Here is a 25,509-nt window from a genome sequence, read left to right on the forward strand (position 1 = left end):
ATTCGTTATTGCCGTTCAACATTTGTTGGAAATGAAAAGAAACGTTTTTCCTTTCTATACAGTACATCTGCAAAAGGAAAAGGTACCAAAGCCCATGAGCAAGATTTGCAGGACAGTGTGATTTTATATTTTGAACATTCTAATATTGCAGATGGATTTGAACATGAGAAGTCTAAGTTTGTGGATGGCGGGCGTGTGGATATAGTGTACAAGAAAGATATTATAACCGTACCTATCGAATTAAAAAAATCATTGTCGCGCCCTGATAAAGATATGCTCGAAGAAAATTACATTGCCCAAGCACAAACTTATACAGCAGGATATGATCAATTGGGGATTTTTGTCTTGTTGGAAATGAGCGACAAGAGTAAAGAACCAATGACTAATTTCAAAGATTGGTTTAAAATTCATCATTTGCGACCATCTACAGGTCAGGAAGTATCCTACCCAGATTATATAATATCGGTTGTGATACCAGGCAATCGAACTAGCCCAAGTTCAAAAAGTACTTACAAATAGAATATTTGGTAGCGTAATCAATGGAGTTGGATTCCTTAAAAAATTATTGAAGGTTCAATGCGTTCTGGTTTCCAGTAAAATATTTTATTATCTGCAAAAAAGGAAATAGGATACTGTGATGCTACAAAAGATCTCTCGTCATTATCAGGTCGAAAGACAGAAGACATTTTTTTATCAATTAGAGTTTTGCACGCTTCATATATGCCATTCAGCTCACTGGGAAGCTCACCAATACAATCTTGTTTGTAATCTGCCCTTAAATCTCCAACAGCATTATGAAACATGCTTTGTGTAAAAATGTATGCATACTTAATGTTCGTCGTATCATGTGCGATAATTTCCTCAACAATAGTTTTGAAAAGCTGGTGGTCAAGACTAAAATATCCGGTGTTAATTAAGAACACGCCGGCGGTATTGATTGAATTTGTCTTGCTGAATTCTTTAATTTGCTTTGAAGCCTTCTTTACGACATTTTTTACTGAGTTCGCTATAGCTCTTTTATATAAGGATTGATTTTTACCCTTAGTGGCAGAGAAATTTATATTAACGGAAAAACTACTATCTGCTTCAAATATTTTCGCTATTGTAGAGCGCCTGTCTTCATTATATAAACTTTCATTTTGAAGGTCTTTCATCTCTATTACAATATCTCCAAGTAAGAAATCGGGTGTCATAGTAACGGTTTCAGGGATTTTACTTCCGCCAAACCGACCGATGAGATTTTCAAAATCTAATTCGTTGAATCTAGGGATATTGTAGTAGTATAGATTTGAAAAACAGGGTTCAGCAAAATTTGTAAAAAAATAGCCATCGCGCTCGGCTGAAACATAGGCCTCCCATAAATCTCCAACGCCTTCTTCGCAAAGAGAGCGAATAAGCTTATCGATTTTTATCTCTGAACAAACAACATAGTTTTGACCGGAAATCAGCTCATAAAGCTTTTTCTGTGAAAAATTACTTTCCCACATCATTAGGAAGCAATTGCTGTAATTTTTGGTTGTTGTATTGAATCCTTCAAAAATTATCCTAAGGATCTGCTCATGATTATTCATCTTTTATGACATTTTTAAACCTGTCCATAAGTTTTTTCAAATCAATAGTATATGGTATTATCCTTCTTGAAATTGGGGATAATTGCTCGGTTAAATTTTGATTTGCTCTATACATCACCGCAGCCTGATTTGGCGCATTGTTTATTTTCTTTTTTTTATTCATTTTGTCCAGGTGAAAATTGAGTACGTCTTTAAAATTCTTGTCTTTGAGCTGGAAATAAGGCAGCCAGAGTATTAGTGTGTCAATGTCAATTACAGTAAGGCTTTTGATGTTGAAAGTTTTATTTAAATCACCAAGCCTTACGATACACTGCTCTTTAAACCACTGGTTAAGCCTGTAATTAATTCCTAATGTTTGGAATATTCTGTCATGTACAAGTAAGATGGGGTAGATTGTAAGCGAAGCCTTTGAGTTTACATAATCATCAAATCTAAAACGCTTGCTACCAATTTCTCCGATTGTAGTTACAATCTGTCCAATACCTACTTTCTTTGTTCCATCCACCAAAAACTTGGTTTTTAAAACAGCATTGATTTGTTCAATGTCAGCAGACGCTTTAATGCCTTTTGCAACGAGCACATCTTTGTTTTCAAAAATAAATACTTCATTATTATGTCTGACATAATAATCGGGTTCCCTAGGAAGTTCTTTGTCTCTTTCCGGTTTCTTTACAAAGTATTTTTTTGAAAATATTTCGTTGAGCAGGTTTTTCATTAGGAAGTTTTCAGAAAATTCACTGTTAAAAAAGCTGAAAAAATTTCCATACGAAGTCTTTAAAAGTTCATCTTTTTCATAAAGTTCTTTTAGTTTGAATTTAGCACTTTTATAAAACTTATCAATGACAAAAAAGTAATGGATAATAGAATATACGCTTTCTTCAACCTTATAGATCGGGCTGTTTTTAATGTGGGTAAAATCCTCGTCGGGAGCAATGTCGTCTGCGACCATTGAATTGAGGAATGCTAATGCGTGCTTATCTTCGACGTTCCATAAATAGCTGTTGTTTCCTTTTAATTCCAGTAATTTTCCGAAGAGGTATGTCATCTGCTTCACAAATTCTTCTTCGGACGAAACATTAAAGGACTTAATAAATCCGTCTTTGAGGCTCGAATATTCAGGTTTGGAATTAAGAAATGCAAGAAGTGCTTCAACCTTGTAAAAAGTGGCATAAAGCAAATGTAAAAAATCGAGGTCGTCATTTTCGGAAATTGCTAAATCTGCAAATGGAAAAGTAAAGACCATACTGAAATCTACCAGTTTTTCAAAATTATCTTCATTTAAATTATCCAAGACTTGATTACTGATTAGTTCAGTATTTATGCATAGAAATGCCTTAAATAAATTCATTTCATCGTCGTAAGGGGAATCATTGGTGTTGTTTTCAAGTAGTTCTACGGAATTAGACAACACAACTTCTGCAAATTTTAAAGCACCTTGTCCGCTGACAACTGCTGGCTTTACATTGATTTGATTATTAAATAAATAGTAGTTGACTTTGCCAACTATTTGATCATGTACTTCTGGATTACTAAAAAAATTATCATAATTTGGGAGAGGTTTTGTATTAAAAAAGCCTATAGATTTCAGTAATGATTCTCTTGAAACATTTCGTAAATAGTTGATGATCGGTTCCTCTTGGTCTTCCGGAAAGACGTCTTTAAATCCAAGTAGTTGTTTTATGTTTATCATAGTGCTAAGGATCCATTAGAGACCATCAGACGAAGATAATAAATTTAATTATTTTGGAATATTATTCCCTTACTTCCAATTATCTGGGTAACGAATCTTATAAGATTCACATCTGCCTTCGACTTTAAGGTGGCTAATAAAGCCATCTTAAAGTAAAAGACTAGAATTTATTTTCCTACTAAAATAAAAACTTACATTATTTAAATGAAATTTTATTAGTTGTTTCCCTTTTTTTCTCGTCGATGATTTTCGTATATATCTGAGTGGTCTTTATATTTTTGTGCCCAAGCATTTTCGATACTGTAAAGATATCCGTCCCAGCCGCCATTTGCAATGTTGCATACGAATGGCGAAAGCAGTGAAATGTAATGTGTTTTTCAATTGATGCGTCTTTAACCCAAATAGGCAGCAAACGGTCGACATCCCATTTTTTTAAATCATAAAAGACTCTCTTGTGTTTTTCCACTTTTTCTCCTAAACACTCGAACGCTTCCTCAGAAATAGGGAGAGTTACCGGTCTGTCAGTTTTTTGCTGCTTAAATCTAATGTAATATCCTTCACTTTTACTATGCTGTACTTCGACCCATGTAAGTTTTGCAATGTCGGAATAGCGTATTCCTGTTAGCAGAGAAAACATGGAGATGCGTTTGACAATTTCTTTTTTGCAAGGTGTTCTAAACAGCCTTGAAGCTTCTTCCATAGTAAGGAAATTCCTTTGGGACTCTTGTTCCTTGATGCTTTCAACCGCAGCATTAACATCAGTTTGCAGTAATCCTTTTTTGTAAGCTTTTCGCAGGGTGGCCTTGATCTTGTTAAAATAGGATAGGGCAGTATTTTGAGCCAAAAACTGGTCTTTTTTCTTTAAACATTTTGCTTTCAAAATGAATCCCCTAAAGTCCTCAATAATTGTTACATTAATTTCCTTCATTAATATGTCTTCGTTCTTAAGAAACTTTTCAAAGTGGATAATTGCATATTTCCAAATTTCAGCATTAATGCCGATCCTGCTTTCTGCTGTATCTTTTAAATATTGCAGAAATGATTTTTCTCCTATTTCCTGTAGACGAAGCCGCTCTCGCTCAAATGGAGTATAGATTTGCAGTTTGTTTAATTCATTAAGCCTATTTGCGCAAATCATCTCGGCTTTCTGCAAGTTTTCTGAATTCATTGCTTTATCAATATTATTGGTTGGTTTTGAAACCAGATATAGACCTAAATACTCCCTACGCGAAAATTCACGAGTTTTAGTGTTATAGATTGGAGGGAAAAAATCAAGATATAGTGTAATCTTTCCACTTGGCAGCGTCCTTTTTCTTAGCGTAACATTTATATTTTTCATCTTCCCGCAGCATTAAAAATTATATCAATATCCTGTTTGGCTACACAGGTGAATTTTCCAACGGAATATTTTACTATACCCTGCCTCTGAATTAATAGATAGAGTGCTCCTGAAGAAATATTGTACTTCTGCTGAATTTGTGTGATAGTATAGCAATTGTCAAAACCAGGAAATTGCTGTCCAGTCTTCAAAGTAACATCCTGGATGGGAATAGCAAAAAAAGCTTCAAGATCGCATCTGCGGATAACAGTTCGTTTGCCGAACTTTGCAATGTCCAGATGTCCATTGTTTACTAACCTATAAAGCGTACTTCTGCTGATTCCAAAAAGTAGGGTTGCTTGTGTAATTTTTAAAAACTCAAGCGGCTTTATTTTCTCTAAATCTGTGTTTAAAAGCTGAACGATCTCGTTATTGCTTTTTTCTACTTTTCCTTTTCGCACCAATGATTTATAACCACGACTGTTGCAAATAGGGGAGCAGTACCGTGTTCTCGTTGTTCTGGCTGTGAACTGTTTTTTGCAGTGTTCACAAATTCTGATAACCTCAATGTTAGAACTCATAATGTGACTAATTTTGTGTCCCATTGTGTCTATGTGTCTCTCTATGTGTCATAATCTCACCAAAAAAAATTCCGATAAGGAAAAATATTTTCGTGGTACAATTATGGTACAAAAAGGAACAAACTATCTGTAAATAAAATTATATAAACAGAAAGAAGAATCCCAGTTAAAATGCCGTTTTATGACATTTTAAGTGGGATTCTTTGTCTTATTTTGTGATGTTTTGTGAAGTCTATTTTCCGATGCAGAAATTAGCAAAAATATTACCCAGCAATTCATCATTCGTAACCTGCCCTGTAATCATCCCAAATTGGTACAAAGCTTCCTTAATATCCAATGCCATCAAGTCACTGGACAAGTTTGTTTCCAGCCCGTATTTTACTTTTTGTATTTCGTCCAAAGCTTTTAATAACGAATCGTAATGTCTTGTGTTAGTTACGATTGTTTCGTTATTGCGTAAAGCACCGGTATTAACAAACGAAAGCAATTGATTTTTTAAATCGTCAACGCCTAGTTTTTCTTTGGCGCTTAGAAGTAATATGTTATCTATTTCATTTTTGATTTTCGACTTTTGATTTTCATTTAATTTATCTGCTTTATTGCCAATAATGATAAGTGGTTTTAACGGAAACTTATTCTTGATTTTTTCTAATTCAATCTGGATTTGTTTAAAGCTTCCGTCTGTCATTTGTGAACTGCTGTCTAATAAATAAACGACAACCTGCGCTTGTTCAATTTTTTCGAAAGTTTTACGAATTCCAATGCTTTCCACCACATCTTCGGTTTCCCGAATTCCTGCAGTGTCTATGAATCTAAAACCGATTCCGCCAATCACTAATTCATCCTCTATAGTATCACGTGTCGTTCCTGCAATTTCTGAAACGATGGCGCGCTCTTCATTCAATAAGGCATTCAGCAGCGTCGATTTTCCTACATTGGGTTCACCCACAATGGCTACTGGAATTCCATTTTTGATGACGTTACCTACGGCAAACGAATCGATTAATCGTTTTAGGACAAATTCGATTCTATTTAATAATTCATGAAATTGAGTTCTGTCGGCAAATTCTACATCTTCCTCTGCAAAGTCCAATTCTAGTTCGATTAGTGAAGCAAAATTCAATAGTTCTTCTCTCAGTTTAGCTATTTCATTAGAGAAACCACCACGCATTTGCTGCATAGCAATTTGGTGGGAGGCTTCATTATCAGACGAAATTAAATCGGCAACAGCTTCTGCTTGTGATAAATCCAGTTTCCCGTTTAGAAAAGCTCGTAGTGTAAATTCACCAGGATTTGCCATACGACACCCTTTACGGAGCAATAACTGAATAATTTGCTGTTGAATATAAGTAGAACCGTGACAGGAAATTTCTATGGTATTTTCACCAGTATAGGAATTTGGTCCTTTGAAAATGGACACTAAGACTTCATCTAAAGTCTTTGAATTATCCATAATATGGCCTAAATGTAACGTATGAGTTTTTTGCGTTGTTAAATCTTTGTTTTTAATGGATCGAAAAACAGAGTTACCAATAACAATGGCATCTTCACCTGAAATTCGAATTACGGCTATTGCTCCTGCTCCTGAAGGAGTTGCCAGTGCCACTATGGAATCGTGAGGGATCATATTTTATTTCAATTTTATGCAAAAGTAAGTAAAATTGACATGGCAACAAGACTTGCTTATTAAACCATTAACTTTATTTTTTGTTAAAAATTAGCCAAACTGATAATTATCATACTATTTTGTGTTTTCTTTTGTAAATTTATATAAAATATTGACTTTCAGTAAATTAAAATATATTATGAAAAAAATTCTATTTCCTACCGACTTTTCAGATGTATCTAATAATGCATTCATTTATGCATTAAAATTAGCGGATTCCATAAACGCCGAAATTATTACAATGCACGTTTATCAATTGCCACAAGCCAATTATATTAATGTTTCGGAATATTTACATGAAATTTATGATGTTACCGAGTTAAGTAATTTTGAGAATTATAAAGATGAAGTTCCTGTTTTAAGAGGTATTGCCGAAGAAAATAATTTGGATCACATCAAAATAAGCCATGTATTGATTTTAGGTAATTTGATTCCTGAAATCCAAAAAATAACGAAGGAGGAAAATATTGATTTTGTGGTCATGGGAACTAAAGGAGCTACGGGATTAAAAGAAACTTTTTTAGGTACGGTTGCAACAAAAGTGATGAATGATGTCAAAGCAGCTGTTTTGGCAATTCCAGAACAGTGTAAATATCAGCCCATAAAAGAAATACTTTTTGTAACACAATTCAGACCTGAAGACCTTGAAACATTAAAGAAAGTTATGGCTCTAGCCAAAGTATTTAAGGCACATATCGATTGTTTGCATGTATTCGCATCTCCTCAAACGGATAAGATTGACCATAGGGAAGAGTGGGAGCAGATAGTTGAAAATCAGGATATCCTATTGCATTCTATTGTGGGTAATGACGTGGAAGGCATTGTGTTAAACTTTATTGATTTACATAAGATTAATATGATTGCGATGCACGTGTACCATAGAAATTTTTTTGAAAAACTATTCAAAGTCAGTCTTTCAAAAAAATTAGCTTTTCATGTTGATGTACCAATTCTTGCTATCCATGAATAAAATTAATTGAATAATAAAATTTGAACAGTGTTTGAATTAATAGTTTGAATCTGAGCATTGTTCTATTTTTGATTAGCTTACAGTTATCATATTGAATATTAGTTTTTATAATTAAATTTAAAAATGAACCGTTTTAATACTTAATAAAATGAAAAAAATTTTATTTCCAACAGATTTTTCTGAAGTAGCCACGAATGCCTTTGTGCATGCTTTAGAATTTGCAAAAATAGTTCATGGGGAACTCGTTTTATTGCACACATTTGAATTGCCCGTATTTGATAATCAGTTTTTTCCTGAAAATTATGCTGTCATCTATGATTCATTAGAGTTATCCCAATTTGATATGTTTAAAGAGGAGATTCCGAAGCTCCGTGCTATAGCTGAAGAACGTAATCTCGATAAAATTAAGATGACCCACAGGCTTATGGATGGTGATTTATTAACGAATATCAAAAGAGCAATTAAAGAAGATAAAATAGATTTTGTTGTAATGGGAACTTCTGGGATTACTGGATGGGATGCATTTTTTGTTGGAAGTAATGCTGGTTCTACAATAATAGGGATAGATGTTCCTATGTTATGCGTCCCATTGGAAGCAAAATTTAAAAAAATTGAGACTATTGGTTTTACAACTCGTTTTAGACCTAAAGATAAAAAAGCACTTAAAACAGTATTGGATATTGCAAAAAAAACAAAAGCTAAAGTGAAATGCCTTTATGTTAAAACCAGTAGTTCTGATGTATCAAAAGAAACAATAGAAAAATGGGAGACTGAATTTATACAAGAACCCATTGAGTTTTTTGTCATTACCAGTGATGAAATAAAAGAAACTATTTTGGATTTTGTTTTATATAAAGACATCGATGTATTAACTATGCTTACTTATAAAAGAGGATTTTTTGAAGGTTTGTTCAAACCAAGTTTTACAAAAAAATTAGCAACTAATTTTGATATTCCAATTTTAGCCATTCATATTGATTAGTGTATTAAATTTGGCTTTCGCCCGAAATCTAATTTGCTATATTTGTCATTCATTCAAATGAATTATGGAAATATACAAAGTAAAAAAAGAAGGGTTTTCAGCAGTATTAAATGGAATCAATAAAAAGTACAATAGTATAAGCATATTAAGATTGCTGTCTATTGTATTTTTTTTGGTATCCATGTATTATTACATCAGAAGCAGTGAAATTGTTTTCATTATTTTGTCAGTGCTTCTTTTTGGATTGTTTGTTTTTTTAATGCGCATTCACACTAAATTACTTTTCCAGAAGCAAGTCAATAAAGCATTATTGGATATTAATGAAAATGAAATTTCCTATCTGGAAAGGAATAAAATCCCTTTCGAAAACGGACAGGAATTCAATGATTTTCATCATCCGTATGCGTATGATTTAGATATTTTCGGTGAACATTCTTTGTTCCAAAACTTGAATAGAACTGCCACTTATATTGGCAAAAGAACATTGGCAAACCAACTTCTGACACTTTCACCCAATGATGAGATTCTTAGAAATCATAAAGCGGTAAAAGAATTATCCGAAAAATTAGATTGGCGTCAGGAATTTTTGGCTTTCGCCAAAATAAGCAATGACAATCAATCGAATTATGAGACTTTGCTCAAGTGGAGTACATTCAATAGTACGCCTTTATCCAAACTGAGTATTTTTATTTCTTATTTTTCGCCACTTCTTTTTCTAGGAGTTTTAATTGCCTATTTAGTGACTTCTAATACCATTTTCGCTTCTGTTTTGTCGTATTTATTTGTTATTAATTTAACCGTTTTGGGTAGGTTTATGAAGCGAATTCAGGTCGAAATTGCTAATTCTACTAACATTGATAAAACGATTCATCAATATAGCTTGTTGTTGCAGAAGATTGAAGAGGAATCTTTTCAGTCGGGAAAACTAATTGATTTACAACAAAAACTAATGTTCAAAAAAGAAAATGCCAGCATTCATTTGAAACAGTTAGCTGGTTTGTTTTCGAAAATGGACAGCATTAGTAATTTCGTCACGGCTATTGTATTCAATGGAACGTTTCTTTTTAATTTACATGTCTTAAAATCATTAATTCAATGGAAAAAGGATCATGCTGAAGTACTTGAGGATTGGATGGAAGTTATTGGAGAATTCGAGATGCTGAACAGTTTGGCAAATCTTTCCTATAATAATCCCGAGTTTACCTACCCAACATTAAACACGAATTTCGAAATCGATTTTACAGATTTAAGTCACCCTTTATTAAATGAAAAAACCAGAATAGGGAATGATGTGCGTTTTCAACCGCAATCATTTATGATTTTAACGGGTTCTAATATGTCAGGAAAAAGTACATTTCTGAGAAGTTTGGGAATCAATATGGTTTTATCAGGAATGGGTTCGCCAGTTTGTGCCAACCAGGCTAATGTGCATCCGTTGCCTGTTTTGGTTTCCATGCGATTATCCGATTCGTTGTCTGATAGTGAATCGTATTTCTTTGCCGAAATAAAGCGCTTAAAGCAAATTATGGACGAACTTGAAAACAAACCAGCATTTGTTTTACTAGACGAAATATTACGCGGAACCAATTCAGATGATAAACGAAATGGAACAATAGAAGTTGTTAAAAAAGTGATTGGTAAAAAAGCAGTTGGAGCCATTGCAACGCATGATATCGAAGTTTGTCTAACAACGAATGACTATCCAAATATATTGACTAATAAATGCTTTGAAGTGGAGATTCAGAATGATGAATTGCATTTTGACTATAAATTGCGTGACGGAATTTGTAAAAACAGAAGCGCTACATTCCTGATGAAAAAAATGGGAGTGATTTAGTTAGGGAATGTTAGACTCCTTAGATTTTTGGATTAATTAGATTAAACGTTATTTTCATTCCCATGAAGGAATAGGAATAAAAGCAAAAAACCGTCTCGTAATTAAACGAGACGGTTTTTTAAATATAAAAATGGTTTGGTTAATAGCGTATCTGTTGTGCAATGGTAAGTATTATATTTGAATATCAAAAATTAAATATAACAAAACCAAAATATAATGTTAACTGTTCAGCATTACCGGCATTACAAGCATGGTAACTGTTTCACCTTCTTCTAATCCATCAACAGGAGTTAGGATTCCGGCTCTGTTTGGTAATGACATTTCAAGCATAATCATGTCCGATTGCAAGTTAGTCAACATTTCAGTCAAGAAACGAGAGTTGTAACCTATTTGCATATCATCGCCTTGATAATCACAAGTCAATCTTTCTTCGGCTTTATTGGAATAGTCAATATCTTCAGCAGAAACATTCAATTCAGCACCAGCGATTTTCAAACGAATTTGGTGTGTAGTTTTATTCGAAAAGATAGCAACACGACGTACAGAACTCAAAAATTGAGAACGGTCAATCATTAATTTATTTGGATTTTCTTTTGGAATTACCGCTTCGTAATTTGGATATTTTCCGTCAATCAAACGACACATTAAAACATAATTGTCAAAAGAAAAAGTAGCATTCGAATCGTTGTATTCAATTTTTACTTCAGCATCTGAAGTACCAAGAATATTTTTTAAGATGTTCAAAGGTTTCTTTGGCATAATAAAATCAGCCACTTGAGAAGCCACTACGTCAGTACGCGCATATTTCACTAATTTGTGAGCATCAGTTGCTACAAATGTCAATCCTTGTGGCGAAAACTGGAAGAATACACCTGACATTACCGGACGTAAATCATCATTTCCGGCAGCAAATATTGTTTTGCTTATGGCTGTTGCCAAAACATCAGCAGGAACAAGTGTTACAGATGGATCGTCTAAGTTAACCGATTTTGGAAATTCGTCTCCAGGAGCATAAGCCAAAGCATATTTTCCAGAATTAGAACTGATTTCTATCGTACTGTTTTCTTCAACGGTGAAAGTTAAGGGTTGTTCCGGGAATGTTTTAAGGATTTCCAAAAGCAATTTTGCAGGGACAGCAACGCTTCCTTTACTTTCTGAATCAATTCCTAAAGTAGCAGACATGGTAGTCTCTAAATCAGAAGCTGAAACCGTTAGCACATTATGGTCTAAATCAAATAAAAAGTTATCTAAAATAGGCAAAGTATTACTGCTGTTGATAACGTTACCTAAAACTTGTAATTGCTTCAATAAGTACGAACTCGATACTATAAATTTCATCTGTTTTGTTTTATTTTTTAAGGTATTTCTTTAATTCAGAAATACGATACATTTTACAAATATATCGTAAACTATTCTAGTTTCGAAACTTTTTTATTAACATCTATTTGCTGTATTTTCTTTTTCGAAGGAAAGTAAATACGACACCAAAAAGTACCAAAATAAGAATTGGAAGCCCGATAGTTAGGATTTGTGTTCGGGTATAGTTTTCATAAACTTTTTCTTTATCCAATAAAGGTAAATCAAGATCTTTGCTTCGAATGTTAATAAGTCCGGTATCATCCAATAGATAATTCACGCAATTTATCAGGAAATCTTTATTATCATACAAATTTCCAGACCTTTGGTCATAACCTAATTCTACCGGTTGAAAGTTTTTATCCAATTGGTTTTTTATCAAATCCCCATCTGATATCACAATCATTTTGTTCTCTTTTCCTGTGGCTTGAAATGTTTTTTGTTCAAAAGGCAACACTCTATTTTCAAACATAGAATGAAATGAACCTTCCAATAAAACGGATAATGGAATCTTTCCTTTATTCAGGTAATCGTTTGGCGAAGTTTCTTCGGCAACACTATTCAGGTTTATCTCTGTTGGAGTTCCTATCTTCTTCGAATATTGTGACGATTGCAACAGAATGGTTTTCTTGATTCCGTTTTTCAAGGTATCGATTGGATTCGCAAAATCAAATCTGATTCCGCCTAAATTTTTCACAATCGGATGCAAACTGTTTGGATATACCTGTGGTGCAAATTTCCAGTTGAATTCTTGAAATTGAGTCGCACTTCCTTGTTCTCCAGTGGCTAGTTTTATGGGACTTCCTTGTTCATCTTTTACTAAATCAGGATTGATTCGGATTCCGTATTTAAAGAACATATCATTCAAATTCAAATCTTTTGGATACGCCAAAGTAGCTCCGGATGAATCATACAAACTGTCCATTTCTGCCGAAACTTGGTCAATCAACCACAATGTTTTTCCGCCATTGATGATAAATTGGTCTAAAACTTGTTTCTCCGCATCGGTAAATGTTTCTGTAGGTTTAGCGATAACAGCCAAGTCATATTTTTCTAAAGCTTGTAAACTTTCTATTGGACTTTTGGCAACCGAATCTAATGTAAAAGGGCCGATATGGTAACTTTCGCGTACTTGCAAAAGAAATTTAGCCATCAAAATATCTTGCAATTCTCCATTTCCTTTAATAACAGCGATTTTCTTTTGTTTGGCTTTGGTAATCTTATTCAACGCTTCGGCAATTGAGTATTCTAAGTGCTGAACAGAACCAATCACTTTTTGGGTAGTTGTCGCACCCATAATGTTTTTCAACAATGGAATATTAACTTCTTTATTGTCATAAACGGCAATCGCCCAAGGAAAAACCATCGCTTGGGATTGCTTTCCTTTGTCGTCAACGGTTATGTTTATTGGCGTAAGCCCTTTTCGATACAAGTCTTTAATATTGTCCATGCTTGCGTCTTCGTTCTCCAATGGATCTACGAATTCAAAAACAATATTGGTATTATAGGCCTTAAACTCTTCTAGTAATTGTTTTGTTTCTTGTTGTAAACGTTTGAATTCAGCCGGCAAATCGCCTTGCATATATACTTTTATAGACAACGGATTTTGAACTTGCTTGATAATATTCAAAGAAGTAGTGGAAAGCGTGTATCTTTTATCTTTTGTTAAATCAAAACGATGAAAAAAGGAACTTCCTATTAAATTCGCAAGCACTACAATTGTAAGGATAATCAATACTGATTTTAGGTTATTTTTCTTAGAAGTAGTCATTACGATTTGAAAGATTTTAGATTATAAACAGTAAATGAAAGAAAGACAACGGTTATGCTTGTAAAATAAAGAATATCTCTTGTGTCTAATACGCCTCGGCTCATGCTTTTAAAATGATCTTGCATTCCTAATGAAGCAATTATGGAAGATACATTTGGAACAACAGAAGCTAGACCTTCAAACCCAAAATAGAAGAAGAAACATAAAAATACCGCAACAATAAATGCTACAATTTGATTATCAGAGAGTGTTGATGTGAATATTCCAATAGCAGAATAGGCAGCAATCAGGAATAGTAATCCAAAATAAGAACCAATCGTGCTTCCCATATCGATATTACCTTCCGGCATTCCTAAACTGGAAATAACGGCTACATAAATGAATGTTGGGATAATCGCCATTAGTATTAAAAGCAAAGCACCAAGAAATTTTCCGTTTACGATTTGCCAAATACTCAATGGTTTCGTCAGCAATAATTCTAATGTTCCTTGTTTTTTTTCATCCGAAAAACTACGCATGGTTACTGCAGGAATCAGGAATATCAAAATCCAAGGCGCCAAGGTGAAAAATGGAGTCAAATCAGAAAAACCGGTATTCAAAATATTATAATCTCCTTCGAAAACCCAAAGAAACAATCCGTTGATAATTAGAAAAATGGCAATAACTAAGTAGCCTATGGGCGAACCGAAAAAGGATTTTATCTCTCGTAATACTATTGATTTCATTTTTTTTGTTTAAGGTTTGAAATGTTTAAAGTTTAAAGTTCCCAATCCAACAACCTTAAACTTTAAACTATTTTTTATTCTAAAGTAACTAACTTGTCAACGCTCCACGCTTCTGGCTTGTCATTGAATAATTTCTTGGTGAATGTCCAAACATCGTAAAAAAGTTCAGAATTCCTGTAATTTTCTAAATCAGCTTCGGTTTCCCAATAGCTGTAGGTAAAGAAAATACTTTTATTATTTTTGTCTTGATACAATTCTAAGAAACGATTTCCGGGAGCATTTCGTATTTTATCTTTCATTAACTCAAAGTTTTCTAAAAATGCAGGAATATGTTCCTCGTGAAAACTCAATTTTACAATTCGTACAAACATTTGGGATTTAAGATTTTAGATTGAGGATTAACGATTTTTGATTTATAAATTAGTGAAAAACAAATTTAATATTTTCTTTTAAATAGAATTTTCCTTGAATTTTAGAAGTAATTAAATCCCCCATTGTTAAATCAATTCTGTTTGATGTATGTTTTTTTAAAAAGAAATTGAAACTATTAACTTTCTTTGAATATTCTTTTGAGAATGGTTTGAATATTAAGGATAGAATAAATTTAATAATATATAAAGGGATTAGCACTATTCTTAATAATACCGAACCAGAACCAAAAAGTTCGCCTTCACTTTCAAAATGCTCATCATAATTAAAAGTAGAAAAATCTAAATTATATTTTTTAATAAAATCTTCTAACATATCATAATTATCATCTCCCCAAAGACTTAAATCATTAGCAATTTTTGATTTATTATATATATATTCTTCCCCAGATTGTTCTTTAAGGAATTGTTGTACTTCAAGATAATTCTGTTTTAAATTTTTAAAACTTATTTTTATAATTGTTTTCATATTAAGTTGCTTTACATCTGAAATCATAAATCGTTAATCTGCAATCTAAAATAATTAAGCTTTAAATAAATTTTATAGTTATAATATCTCTATAATTCAATCCCAATAAACTATTCGCAGAGCCAACTTTGGATGGATTGCTTCTAAAAATGGCAATTTCAAGAAAACCGGCTTCATTGAAAATAGCTAATTTTTCTCCTTCATAATATTTAATTGGATATTTATCAGAACTTGCAATCGCCGAATAATTTGGCAAAATGGTTTTTATATTTTTGGTTTTCAATACAATCTCATAAGGTCGTCCTTTGGCAACTTCAATAAAATATTTTTTAGTAATATTGGTCACTACATTTCCAAAATGGTCAATGTAAATTACGTGCCCCTTTAAAGAATTACCATCAAGAGCTATTGTAGCCTGTAAGTCGGTCACTTGCTTAATGCTGTTTATTTCTTTACCAATAACGTTCATTAAACCGCCTTTAGCAATATGACAAGCTACTTTTACAAATACATCAAGATCAGTAGCTTCATTATGCAAACGGTCATGAATATTTATTGCCACCATTTTTTGCGGGACAATCTTTTGCGAAAGCATACTCAAAATTCCATTATCGGCAGCAATAAAATAATGATCGTTCCATTGCATGACAATATGTTGATTTTCTTTATTGGATTCCATATCGACTCCAATGAGGTGAACAGTACCTTTTGGAAAACTCGCATAGGATGCGCCAATAATGTAACTTGCTTCTACAGTGTTGAATGGATCTATGTCATGCGAAATATCAATAATGGATGCCTCGGAATACTCAGATAAAATCTTCCCTTTCAACGCACCTACAAAGTGGTCTTTCAAGCCGTAATCGGTAGTAAGGGTAATTATTGACATAAATTTGTTTATAACTATTGGTGTTATGTAAACCTAATTTTATTAAATTTGAGAAGTGCAAAGCTAATAATAGTAAACTCAAAAAAACGAAAAACAAAAAACAAATTCTATTTAAAAACTAGAAATATACCCGACAGCCAATTGATTTATAAAAAAATTAATTCTAATTTAAAACTACCTCATTTGAACGAAAGAATAATCGAGCTCATAGACATCGCTCCAAAAGACTTTTGGGGCGCTCAAGACACTCATCTTGAAACAATTAAAAAATACTACCCAAAATTGAAGATTGTTGCTCGGGGAACAACCTTAAAAGCTTTTGGAGAAAAAGAGGTTTTAGACGAGTTTGAAAAACGATTTCAACGGTTAATGGTGCACTTTTCACGATACAATAATATTGATAACAATGTAATTGAACGTGTTATCCTTGGAGATGGTCAGGAAGAAAGAAAATTCCAAGGACAAGATAAAATATTAGTGCATGGTGTAGGTGGAAAAATCATTAAGGCAATGACTGCCAATCAACAATTGTTGGTGGACACTATGGCAAAAAATGACATGGTTTTTGCCGTCGGACCTGCAGGAACAGGTAAAACCTATACAGGAGTTGCCATGGCTATTAAGGCGCTGAAAGAAAGAGAAGTCAAACGTATCATACTGACGCGTCCGGCAGTAGAAGCAGGGGAGAACCTTGGTTTTCTTCCTGGTGATATGAAGGAAAAACTGGATCCATATATGCAGCCTTTGTATGATGCTTTGAGAGATATGTTACCCAACGAAAAGTTAGAAGATTATATTCTAAAGGGAATTATTCAAATTGCACCTTTGGCATTCATGCGTGGAAGGACGTTGGATAATGCTTTTGTAATCTTGGATGAAGCCCAAAATACAACGCATTCTCAAATGAAAATGTTCTTAACCCGTATGGGGAAAAGCGCTAAATTCATGATTACCGGTGATCCAGGTCAAGTCGATTTGCCAAGAAGAACCATTTCCGGGCTTAAAGAAGCTTTGTTGGTTTTAAAAGATGTCGATGGAATTGGGATTATTTATCTAGATGATAAAGACATTGTACGTCATAGATTAGTCAAAAAAGTAATTGATGCTTACAAGATGATTGAGAATAATGATTAAAACAAAAAAAGGCTTTTTATAAAGCCTTTTTTTTGTGATTTTTTTTGATATGTATTAAAACATAGCACTCCAATTTTTGAATTCTATATCAGAAAGTTTATATTGATTTAAACTTTCAATAAAAGCTAAATAAGCGGTATTGAATAATGATTTTAGTTTGCAATGGTGTGGTTGAAAGATACAAGGTTTTGAATCACAATTAATGACAGGCGTATCGTCTTGTTCTAATAGATGAATTAAATCACCTAATCGGATTTCTTTTGCTTTTTCAGAAATTAGTATTCCTCCATTCTTTCCTCTTTTGGTGAGAATTAATTGATTTGCTGATAAGAATTGAACCACTTTAATGAGATGGTTTCGCGAAATTTTAAAAGTATTTGCTAAATCATCTAAAGAACTTTGTGGAGTGTCTTTTTTTTGATTCAGATACATCAAAACTCGCATACTAAAATCGGTAAAGTGATTCAATTTCATATTAAAATGTGCTAATTAAGGCTTAATAATTGGGGGCCAAATTCTTCGTAAAGTATATTTTCTCTATTTACGCCAAGTGCAACCAAAGATTGATATTGAACTTTTATAAAAATTGCCGGTCCGCAAATATAATATTTTGCATCCTCAATAAGGATTTCTTCTTTAATTTGATGTAAATCGATTCTTCCTTCGATAGCATTTGTTTCTAATTCGGGTAAAGTTTCATAAAAAACAAAAGAGGTTAACCACTCATTTTCGTTGTTTAATTCCTTGATAGTATCTTTAAACGCATGAACATTTTCATTACGACAACTGTGAATCCAAACCGTTTGATTTTTTTGAAGAGAATTTTTATTAGTTTCTACCATACTCATCATAGGAGTAAGTCCAACACCGCCGCTAACCAATACTAAAGGATTTTTTGCTTCTGGATCTACAAAAAATACACCTGCTGGCGCGCTAACTTCAATTGTATCACCTTCCTTTTTGTTATGCAATGCATTGGAAACAACACCATCAGGAGTTGTATTTTGACTGATTTCTTTTTTTACCGAAATTCGGTAATAGTCATTATTAGAATGGGAAGACAGACTATATTGTCTAGGCTGTTTATGACCTAATTCAGGAATAAACGTGCTCACCGATATATATTGACCTGGATAGAAATCGGCAATTTCTTTGTTATCTTCCGGTTTAAGGTAAAATGAATTGATTTCGTCGCTTTCTTTTACAATTTTAGAGATTATAAAGGTTCTCCAGCCTTTCCAGCCTCCTTTTTTATTAATTGTTTTTTGATACATTTCGGCTTCAATACCAATCATTATTTGAGCCAGTTCATTATAGGCGCAGGTCCAAGCGTCAATTAATTCAGTAGTTGCTAAATCTCCTAATACTTCTTTTATCGATCCGATTAAATGATTTCCAACAATATCATATTGCTCTGGTTGAATATTTAAACTTACATGTTTATTTCCAATTGATTTTAACGTATTGATTAAGACAGTAGGATTTTCTATGTTTTCAGCATAAGCAAGAACAGCTCCACTCAAAGCGTTTTGTTGTTTTCCGCTAGCTTGATTTGCCATATTAAAAATGTTTTTCAGCTCGGGATTATTTGATAACATTCTTTGGTAAAAATAGGTTATCAAATCATTTCCATTTGTTCTTAAAATTGGCACAGTTGCTTTTATTAATTCTTTTTGAGTTGCATTCATGATTTATAAAATATAATTTTTTACAAATATAGTAATCATTTTATATTTGTTGTATTTTAAATATAACAAATATTTTTAAATGTATTTTTCAAAATATCGTTAAAGAAAGATTAACCTAAACTTTATATAATTTTTTGCGTTTCTCTCTAAAATTGAATAAATTTGGAATTATTAAAAATGACAGTGAAAAACGAAAGATGATACAAGAAAAAATAAAAGTCGTAATCAGCGATTTAGACGGAACTTTACTCAATTCAGACCACAAAATTTCAGAATATACCAAAACCGTTTTTCAAGAACTCCACAATCAAAATTATTTAATAATTGTAGCTACAGGTCGTCACCATTTAGACGCAATGCCAATTGTGGAATGTTTAGGGATTCCACTTTATTTAGTTACCTCTAATGGAGCAAGGATTCATTCCCCTGCAAAAGAACTTCTTTTCTCGGTTAATATGGAAAGTGATGCTGTTAAGTCTGTCTTATCTTTAGAGATTGATCCAGAGATTACAACCGTTTTGTTTAGAGAAAATGTTTGGCAAACCAACAAACACAATGAAAAACTAAATAGTTTTCAAACGGAATTAAATTATCATCCAGAATTGGTAGATTTTAGTACAGTTGAGGATTTAAGTGCTATAAAAGTCTTTTTTACCCATGAAACCCATTCAAAATTATTGGAACTAAGAGACCAAATCTTAGAAAATCATTCCTCGCTTTTTAGTCATGCTTTTAGTCTTCCGCTTTGTTTGGAATTTATGGACAAATCAGTAGACAAAAGTGTTGCCATTGCAAAAATTTTAGAAAAAGAAAATCTGCTTTTCCATGAAGCAATAGCTTTTGGTGATGGATTCAATGATGAAAATATGCTTAAATCAACCGGTAAAGGATTAATCATGGGAAATGCTCCTGATAGTTTGAAAGATAAACTTTCTCATTTAGAAGTGATATTAACTAATGATAATGAAGGAGTTGCTAAATACCTGTCCCAAAAAATATTAAAAACACATACTTCAGAAGTAGAGTAGGTGTGAGCCGTAAATTTGCTTTATTTTGAATTTTTAGAATTTATTTTTAGCATTATTTATTTATACTTTTAGAATAAACGATTCTTTGCTTTTCTTTCCAAAATAATCATAAATTTGCAGCTACATAAAAAATAACACAACATTAATAATAATGAGTAACACCATAACAACTACTAATTTTAATTTTCCAAACCAGAAATCTGTTTATAGAGGTAAAGTAAGGGAAGTTTACAATATCAATGATGAACTTTTGGTAATGGTAGCTACTGACAGGCTTTCGGCTTTTGATGTAGTTTTGCCAAAAGGAATTCCATATAAAGGTCAAATTCTAAACCAAATTGCTACAAAATTCATGGAATTGACCCAAGATATAGTACCTAATTGGTTAATTGCAACTCCTGATCCTAATGTAGCTGTTGGTCATTTATGTGACCCTTTCAAAGTTGAAATGGTAATTCGTGGTTATGTTTCAGGTCATGCAGCTCGTGAATATGCTCTTGGCAAAAGAGAAATTTGCGGAGTAAAAATGCCTGACTATTTGAAAGAAAATGATAAATTCTCGGAACCTATTATTACGCCGACAACCAAAGCGGATAATGGCGAACACGATGCCGATATTTCTCGTGAGGATATTTTAGCTAAAGGAATTGTTTCTGAAGAAGATTATTTGGTTTTAGAAAAATTTACAAGAGATTTGTTTCAAAGAGGAACTGAAATCGCAGCCAGTCGTGGTTTGATTTTGGTTGATACTAAATATGAATTTGGGAAGACTAAAGAAGGTGTAATTGTCTTGATTGACGAAATTCACACACCGGATTCTTCTCGTTATTTTTACGCTGAAGGATACCAAGAACGTCAAAACAAAGGCGAAGAACAAAAACAATTATCAAAAGAGTTTGTTCGTCGTTGGTTAATCGAAAATGGTTTTCAAGGACTAGAAGGACAACAAATTCCTAATATGACTGACGAATATATTGAAACGGTTTCTGAAAGATACATTGAGTTGTACGAAAATATTCTAGGCGAGAAATTTGTAAAAGCTGACATTTCAAATATTGATGAAAGAATCGAGAAAAATGTTTTGGAATATCTAGCCAATAGATAGAATAATTTTTATAAAAGGTAAATAAAAAACCGCAATTCATTTGAATTGCGGTTTTTCTTTAGGTAAAAGCGTTTTATTTTTCTAAAACTGCTTTTAGGTTATTCAATCCATCTTGCAAATCTTTTCCAAGCATTTCTTCCATATTCATTATGGGTAACATCAAATTCATTGGATAAGGCATTTTTCCATCAAATCCCCATTTTACTTTGGTTTGATTAGCCGAAATAACTTCGGTTATCATGTAGGCATTATCTGTGGATTCAAAAGGAACTTTAAAGCGTAGTTCAAAATCAATACGTTCTCCTTCAATGATTTTTTTAATTTCCTGTTCTCCAATACCTACGTTCTTATCCTGGCTATTCCATGAATATACAAATCCTATCGTGCCGTCAGTTCCTGAAAATGTCTTAATCATTTTTGGATCTTTTCTATTCCAGACGCTAAAATTATCTTGATTCTTAACGTATTTAATATAATTGAAAACACTGTCTTTGGGTTGGTTGATAGTGATTTCTCGTTCTACAGCATAGTTTTTCGGCAGGAATAAAGCAATAATCAATACTAGGCAAACAATTGCTAATAGTCCTAAAATAATTTTTTTGATAATGTTCATAGCTTTATAATTTAAGGTTAATAATTATTTTGATTTTTTAATTTGTGACTCGTAACAATTGATCCAGTCATTGACAGACATTTTTTGCATGAGTTCTGCAATTAAATCAAAAGGGATATGGTCAAACTTTTTAAATCGAATGCAACTTTTTCCCATGTCTAATTTTTGTTTGCTGTATTTTGGATATTCCGAGATAAACCATTGCAATAATTCCAGATTGGCATAAATTCCCATATGATAAACCGCAATAAAATTCTTTTGGGAGGCAATGTTTACAAAAGGCAACGGTAGTTTTGAATCACAATGATATCCATTCGGATAAATAGAATGTGGTATAATGTAACCAATCGTTCCATAAGACATTTGTTCAACAAATCCTTTAGGAATAGTAGCAACTATAGTTTGTCTAAGTTTAAGAAATGCTTGTTTTCTTTCCTCGGGAATTTCTTTTAAATACTCCTTAACATTTATTGCTTTTGATTGCATTTTAAGAATTGTTTAAGTAAAAATACTAAAAAAGGAATAATTATAATTTGAATTGTATCTTTTTTGTTAAAGTATGAAGAGATAGTTTGTTTAATTATTTAATATGTATAATTTTTTTAAACGTAAATATTGTTACAATTTTCAAACTAAATCGCTTGTATATAAATACGTTATGATTTTAAAAAGTAATTTACAAAAGTTAATGTTTTGTTAAAATTAAGTACCTTGTAAAACAAGATACCTTTCTTTAGATGTATATTTGCATAGAACATTAGTTCAAAATTTAAATCATCAAAAAATCAATCACTTAACAAAAAATCAATCATCATGAAAAAATCAATCGTTTGCCTAGGAATTGCTTTAGTAACATTCTCAACTGTTTCTCATGCATCAAATCACAATTATTTTACTCAAAAAGAGATCAATAATTCTATTTATGAAGGTGTAACTCCTTTATGTGTAGCAATATACAAAGGAGAAATTGATTTTGTCAAAAAATTAATCGTATATGGTATTGATGTGAACGAAAAATCAAATGGATTAACTCCATTAATGATAGCTGCAAGGTATAATAAAGTTGAAATTATCAAATTATTATTAGCCAATGGAGCACAATTAAAAGAAAAAAATAAAATTGGTGTCAATGCATTAAAATATGCCGAAATATCTAATGCAAAAGAGGCTGTAGCATTTTTGAAATTATCAGAATCAAAACCTGTTGCCAGTCTTTAGCATTTGATTTAAATTTAAATAAAAAGCATTATTGTAATTTACAATAATGCTTTTTATTTTGTAAACATAAAAATAAATTATTTGAAATAAGAAAATGTTTCTTCGTTTTCTAACTTCAACAAGGTTTCATATATCAATTTAATCACATTTTCAACATCATCACGATGAACCATTTCAACGGTTGTATGCATATAACGCAACGGCAATGATATCAAAGCTGAGGCAACGCCACCATTACTGTAAGCAAAAGCGTCAGTATCTGTGCCCGTAACACGAGAGGAAGCCAATCGTTGGAACGGAATTTCTTTAGCCATAGCAGTTTCCAAAATCAATTCTCTCAAATTATTCTGAACAGCAGGTGCATAAGTCACCACAGGACCTTTACCAATTTTAGTATCTCCTTCAATTTTCTTTTCAATCATTGGTGTAGTGGAGTCATGGCAAACATCGGTAACAATCGCTACATTAGGTTTGATTGTTTTGGTAATCATTTCAGCACCGCGAAGACCCACTTCTTCTTGAACAGAATTCGTAATATACAATCCAAAAGGAAGTTTTATTTTGTTTTCGTGTAGCAAACGAGCCACTTCGGCAATCATGAAACCACCCATACGGTTATCAATGGCGCGACAAACAAATTTGTTATCGTTCAAAATCATGAATTCATCAGGATAGGTAATCACACAACCTACATGAACCCCCATTTTATCTACCTGCTCTTTTGTTTCGCAACCAATGTCAATGAATAGATTGTCAACTTTTGCCACTTCTTCTTTACTTCTATTTCTAGTATGAATAGCTGGCCAGCCAAATACCCCTTTTATGATTCCATTTTTAGTGTGAATATTGACACGTTTTGAAGGAGCAATTTGATGATCTGAACCGCCGTTTCTAATCACGTAGATTAATCCATCATCAGTAATATAATTTACATACCATGAAATTTCGTCTGCATGACCTTCAATAACTACTTTATATGGTGCATCCGGATTTATAATTCCAACTGCCGAACCGTATGTATCCGTTATAAAAGTATCAACATAAGGTTTCAGATAATCCATCCATAATTTTTGACCATCACTTTCATAACCTGTAGGCGATGCATTATTAAGGTAGTTTTCTAAAAACTCAAGTGATGACTTTTTTAATATTGATTTAGTACTCATAAAATTATTTTTTTTGCTAAATTATAAATTTGGCATCACAGTTGTATATATAATGTATAATTTTGGTAATTAAATTTTTTACCCAATGAGGATTATTCAGCTTTTCTTTTTTATACTTTTTACAACTATATCTGTTAATGCTCAGGTGACCCAAAAGGACACTACCAAAATGGGTTATATATTGACCGAAGATGATTCTATACTTAATGACACCATACAATTAGAAGAAATAGTAATTCATAAAGAGAAACTGGATCCTGAAGCAAGAAAACAATTTTTATTACTTCAAAGCCGAGTATACAAAACGTATCCCTATGCAAAACTGGCAGCCGAAAGATTGACAGTACTGAATAGAGGTATGGCGAACCTTAAAACGGGTAAGGAAAAAAAGAAATATTTTAAGATAGTAGAAGGGTATCTTAGTAATGAATTTGAAGCTAAGCTTAAAAAACTATCTCGTAAACAAGGTCAAATACTCGTAAAGCTAATTCATCGTCAAACGGGTAACACCACCTACAAGTTGGTCAAAAATCTTAAAAGTGGATGGAAAGCCTTTTGGTCTAATACGGCTGCAAGTATGTTTGACATCAATTTAAAAACAAAGTATGCGCCTTTCGATGTTAATGAAGACTATCTGATAGAAACTATATTAGTACGGGCATTTGATTCAGGAAGATTACAAAATCAGAATCCTGCAAAACCAGTTGATTATAACAATTTAACTGATTCCTGGGAGTCCAGAGCTGAAAAGCTGAAAAAATAATTATCATTTTGGCGTTCCTCCTTATATAAAGAGAGGCGATTATCGGATAAGATAATTACCTTTCTTTATATAAGGAGTCGGGCTATACGCTACAAGTCCTCGCAAAACTGCATTTCATTTCATTTTACTGTGGGCTTTCCGCTGCTATCCCTAACGCAGGTAGTTGAAACATCCATTATATTAGGTGTACATATTATAGTATTTGGTATTGATTGATGCTGTTTTTCTATAGAGAAGCTCTTAAACGAGCAATAATCTGTAGTATTTAGCGGGTTTATAAATAAAGAAAGGTATAATACGATTATCCATATATAATGACATCCGTGGTTTTTAACTAGAAAGTCACCCTTTTCTTTGGAGAGTTATGAAATTTCGGGATGGATAGTTAAAAAACTTCATGCTCCAAAAACCATGTTTCCAGCGAGTTAAATTTTAAGTTAAGGAAATATGAAAAAAAGTGATTAAAAAAGCTTGTTAAAGCGAATAAAGGTGGTACTTTTGCACCCGCAATGACGCAGACGTTCTTTAATAGACTGGCAAG

The 25,509-nt window shown here is 32.6% G+C and carries 25 protein-coding genes; 9 read left to right on the forward strand and 16 right to left on the reverse strand.

The window, feature by feature from the left end; all coding sequences use genetic code 11:
* Window positions 1-519: hypothetical protein (locus tag ACM55F_RS18410; RefSeq protein ID WP_416855278.1), on the forward strand; the 519-nt coding region annotated here is incomplete at its 5' end.
* Between the two features lie 35 nt (window positions 520-554).
* Here the strand turns inward: ACM55F_RS18410 and ACM55F_RS18415 are convergent.
* The 5 genes from ACM55F_RS18415 to mnmE form a co-directional block, all read right to left on the reverse strand.
* Window positions 555-1,571, reverse strand: a complete 1,017-nt coding sequence (locus ACM55F_RS18415) for a hypothetical protein (RefSeq protein ID WP_416855279.1) — start codon at window positions 1,569-1,571, stop codon at window positions 555-557.
* Window positions 1,564-3,261: a hypothetical protein gene (locus ACM55F_RS18420; RefSeq protein ID WP_416855280.1), complete on the reverse strand. Its 1,698-nt coding sequence runs from the start codon at window positions 3,259-3,261 to the stop codon at window positions 1,564-1,566. Before ACM55F_RS18420 ends, ACM55F_RS18415 begins: the two co-directional genes overlap by 8 nt.
* 196 nt (window positions 3,262-3,457) lie before the next feature.
* A complete protein-coding gene (locus tag ACM55F_RS18425; protein WP_416855281.1) occupies window positions 3,458-4,600 on the reverse strand; it encodes a site-specific integrase in 1,143 nt (380 codons plus the stop codon).
* Window positions 4,597-5,160, reverse strand: coding sequence for a helix-turn-helix domain-containing protein (locus ACM55F_RS18430; RefSeq protein ID WP_416855282.1), 564 nt, complete (start codon window positions 5,158-5,160; stop codon window positions 4,597-4,599). The genes ACM55F_RS18425 and ACM55F_RS18430 overlap by 4 nt, the downstream gene beginning before the upstream one ends.
* A 232-nt stretch (window positions 5,161-5,392) precedes the next feature.
* A complete protein-coding gene (mnmE, locus tag ACM55F_RS18435) occupies window positions 5,393-6,787 on the reverse strand; it encodes a tRNA uridine-5-carboxymethylaminomethyl(34) synthesis GTPase MnmE (RefSeq protein ID WP_416855283.1) in 1,395 nt (464 codons plus the stop codon).
* Window positions 6,788-6,965: 178 nt separating this feature from the next.
* On the opposite strand from mnmE, the gene ACM55F_RS18440 reads away from it, so the two are divergent.
* The 3 genes from ACM55F_RS18440 to ACM55F_RS18450 all read left to right on the forward strand — a co-directional run bounded on the left by ACM55F_RS18440 (window position 6,966) and on the right by ACM55F_RS18450 (window position 10,615).
* Entirely contained in the window at window positions 6,966-7,796 is an 831-nt protein-coding gene (locus ACM55F_RS18440; RefSeq protein ID WP_416855284.1) for a universal stress protein, read from the forward strand.
* A gap of 148 nt (window positions 7,797-7,944) precedes the next feature.
* The gene (locus tag ACM55F_RS18445) at window positions 7,945-8,778 is read left to right on the forward strand and encodes a universal stress protein (RefSeq protein ID WP_416855285.1); all 834 of its coding nucleotides are present in this window, start codon (window positions 7,945-7,947) and stop codon (window positions 8,776-8,778) included.
* A gap of 64 nt (window positions 8,779-8,842) precedes the next feature.
* On the forward strand, window positions 8,843-10,615 hold the full coding sequence (locus ACM55F_RS18450; RefSeq protein WP_416855286.1) for a MutS-related protein: 1,773 nt from the start codon (window positions 8,843-8,845) through the stop codon (window positions 10,613-10,615).
* A gap of 219 nt (window positions 10,616-10,834) precedes the next feature.
* On the opposite strand, the gene dnaN is transcribed toward ACM55F_RS18450, so the two are convergent.
* From dnaN to ACM55F_RS18480, 6 genes are all read right to left on the reverse strand, one after another.
* Window positions 10,835-11,953 carry a DNA polymerase III subunit beta gene (gene dnaN / locus ACM55F_RS18455; RefSeq protein ID WP_338644776.1) on the reverse strand — a complete coding sequence of 373 codons (1,119 nt, stop codon included), beginning with the start codon at window positions 11,951-11,953 and terminating at the stop codon, window positions 10,835-10,837.
* Window positions 11,954-12,056: 103 nt separating this feature from the next.
* The gene (gene gldG / locus ACM55F_RS18460; protein ID WP_416855287.1) at window positions 12,057-13,742 is read right to left on the reverse strand and encodes a gliding motility-associated ABC transporter substrate-binding protein GldG; all 1,686 of its coding nucleotides are present in this window, start codon (window positions 13,740-13,742) and stop codon (window positions 12,057-12,059) included.
* Entirely contained in the window at window positions 13,742-14,467 is a 726-nt protein-coding gene (gldF, locus tag ACM55F_RS18465) for a gliding motility-associated ABC transporter permease subunit GldF (RefSeq protein WP_416855288.1), read from the reverse strand. The genes gldG and gldF overlap by 1 nt, the downstream gene beginning before the upstream one ends.
* 74 nt (window positions 14,468-14,541) lie before the next feature.
* Window positions 14,542-14,838 (reverse strand): putative quinol monooxygenase, encoded by a 297-nt coding sequence (locus ACM55F_RS18470; RefSeq protein ID WP_073354958.1) that lies wholly within the window; start codon window positions 14,836-14,838, stop codon window positions 14,542-14,544.
* Window positions 14,839-14,887: 49 nt separating this feature from the next.
* Complete coding sequence (locus ACM55F_RS18475) at window positions 14,888-15,364, reverse strand: DUF1493 family protein (RefSeq protein ID WP_416855289.1); 477 nt, start codon at window positions 15,362-15,364, stop codon at window positions 14,888-14,890.
* 61 nt (window positions 15,365-15,425) lie between these two features.
* Complete coding sequence (locus ACM55F_RS18480; protein WP_416855290.1) at window positions 15,426-16,253, reverse strand: SAM hydrolase/SAM-dependent halogenase family protein; 828 nt, start codon at window positions 16,251-16,253, stop codon at window positions 15,426-15,428.
* A gap of 183 nt (window positions 16,254-16,436) precedes the next feature.
* Here ACM55F_RS18480 and ACM55F_RS18485 point away from each other — a divergent pair, with 183 nt between their 5' ends.
* Window positions 16,437-17,387: a PhoH family protein gene (locus ACM55F_RS18485; RefSeq protein WP_416837718.1), complete on the forward strand. Its 951-nt coding sequence runs from the start codon at window positions 16,437-16,439 to the stop codon at window positions 17,385-17,387.
* 54 nt (window positions 17,388-17,441) lie between these two features.
* On the opposite strand, the gene ACM55F_RS18490 is transcribed toward ACM55F_RS18485, so the two are convergent.
* Both ACM55F_RS18490 and hmpA read right to left on the reverse strand, forming a co-directional pair.
* Window positions 17,442-17,861: an Rrf2 family transcriptional regulator gene (locus tag ACM55F_RS18490; protein WP_416855291.1), complete on the reverse strand. Its 420-nt coding sequence runs from the start codon at window positions 17,859-17,861 to the stop codon at window positions 17,442-17,444.
* Window positions 17,862-17,872: 11 nt separating this feature from the next.
* Window positions 17,873-19,075 (reverse strand): NO-inducible flavohemoprotein, encoded by a 1,203-nt coding sequence (hmpA, locus tag ACM55F_RS18495; protein ID WP_416855292.1) that lies wholly within the window; start codon window positions 19,073-19,075, stop codon window positions 17,873-17,875.
* 197 nt (window positions 19,076-19,272) lie between these two features.
* On the opposite strand from hmpA, the gene ACM55F_RS18500 reads away from it, so the two are divergent.
* Both ACM55F_RS18500 and ACM55F_RS18505 read left to right on the forward strand, forming a co-directional pair.
* A complete protein-coding gene (locus ACM55F_RS18500; protein WP_416855293.1) occupies window positions 19,273-20,103 on the forward strand; it encodes a Cof-type HAD-IIB family hydrolase in 831 nt (276 codons plus the stop codon).
* 151 nt (window positions 20,104-20,254) lie between these two features.
* On the forward strand, window positions 20,255-21,208 hold the full coding sequence (locus ACM55F_RS18505; RefSeq protein WP_416855294.1) for a phosphoribosylaminoimidazolesuccinocarboxamide synthase: 954 nt from the start codon (window positions 20,255-20,257) through the stop codon (window positions 21,206-21,208).
* Window positions 21,209-21,281: 73 nt separating this feature from the next.
* Here the strand turns inward: ACM55F_RS18505 and ACM55F_RS18510 are convergent, their stop codons facing one another.
* Entirely contained in the window at window positions 21,282-21,821 is a 540-nt protein-coding gene (locus ACM55F_RS18510) for an SRPBCC family protein (RefSeq protein WP_416855295.1), read from the reverse strand.
* Window positions 21,822-21,845: 24 nt separating this feature from the next.
* Window positions 21,846-22,307 (reverse strand): DUF1801 domain-containing protein, encoded by a 462-nt coding sequence (locus tag ACM55F_RS18515; protein ID WP_416855296.1) that lies wholly within the window; start codon window positions 22,305-22,307, stop codon window positions 21,846-21,848.
* 327 nt (window positions 22,308-22,634) lie between these two features.
* On the opposite strand from ACM55F_RS18515, the gene ACM55F_RS18520 reads away from it, so the two are divergent.
* Window positions 22,635-23,039, forward strand: a complete 405-nt coding sequence (locus ACM55F_RS18520) for an ankyrin repeat domain-containing protein (protein ID WP_416855297.1) — start codon at window positions 22,635-22,637, stop codon at window positions 23,037-23,039.
* Between the two features lie 77 nt (window positions 23,040-23,116).
* Here the strand turns inward: ACM55F_RS18520 and ACM55F_RS18525 are convergent, their stop codons facing one another.
* Window positions 23,117-24,205, reverse strand: coding sequence for a M42 family metallopeptidase (locus tag ACM55F_RS18525; RefSeq protein WP_416855298.1), 1,089 nt, complete (start codon window positions 24,203-24,205; stop codon window positions 23,117-23,119).
* An 85-nt stretch (window positions 24,206-24,290) separates the two neighbouring features.
* Between ACM55F_RS18525 and ACM55F_RS18530 the strand changes: the two genes are divergently transcribed.
* Entirely contained in the window at window positions 24,291-24,968 is a 678-nt protein-coding gene (locus tag ACM55F_RS18530) for a DUF4294 domain-containing protein (protein WP_416855299.1), read from the forward strand.
* The last annotated feature ends 541 nt before the right edge of the window (window positions 24,969-25,509 follow it).

Source organism: Flavobacterium melibiosi (genome assembly GCF_048158545.1).
Lineage (GTDB): Bacteria > Bacteroidota > Bacteroidia > Flavobacteriales > Flavobacteriaceae > Flavobacterium > Flavobacterium melibiosi.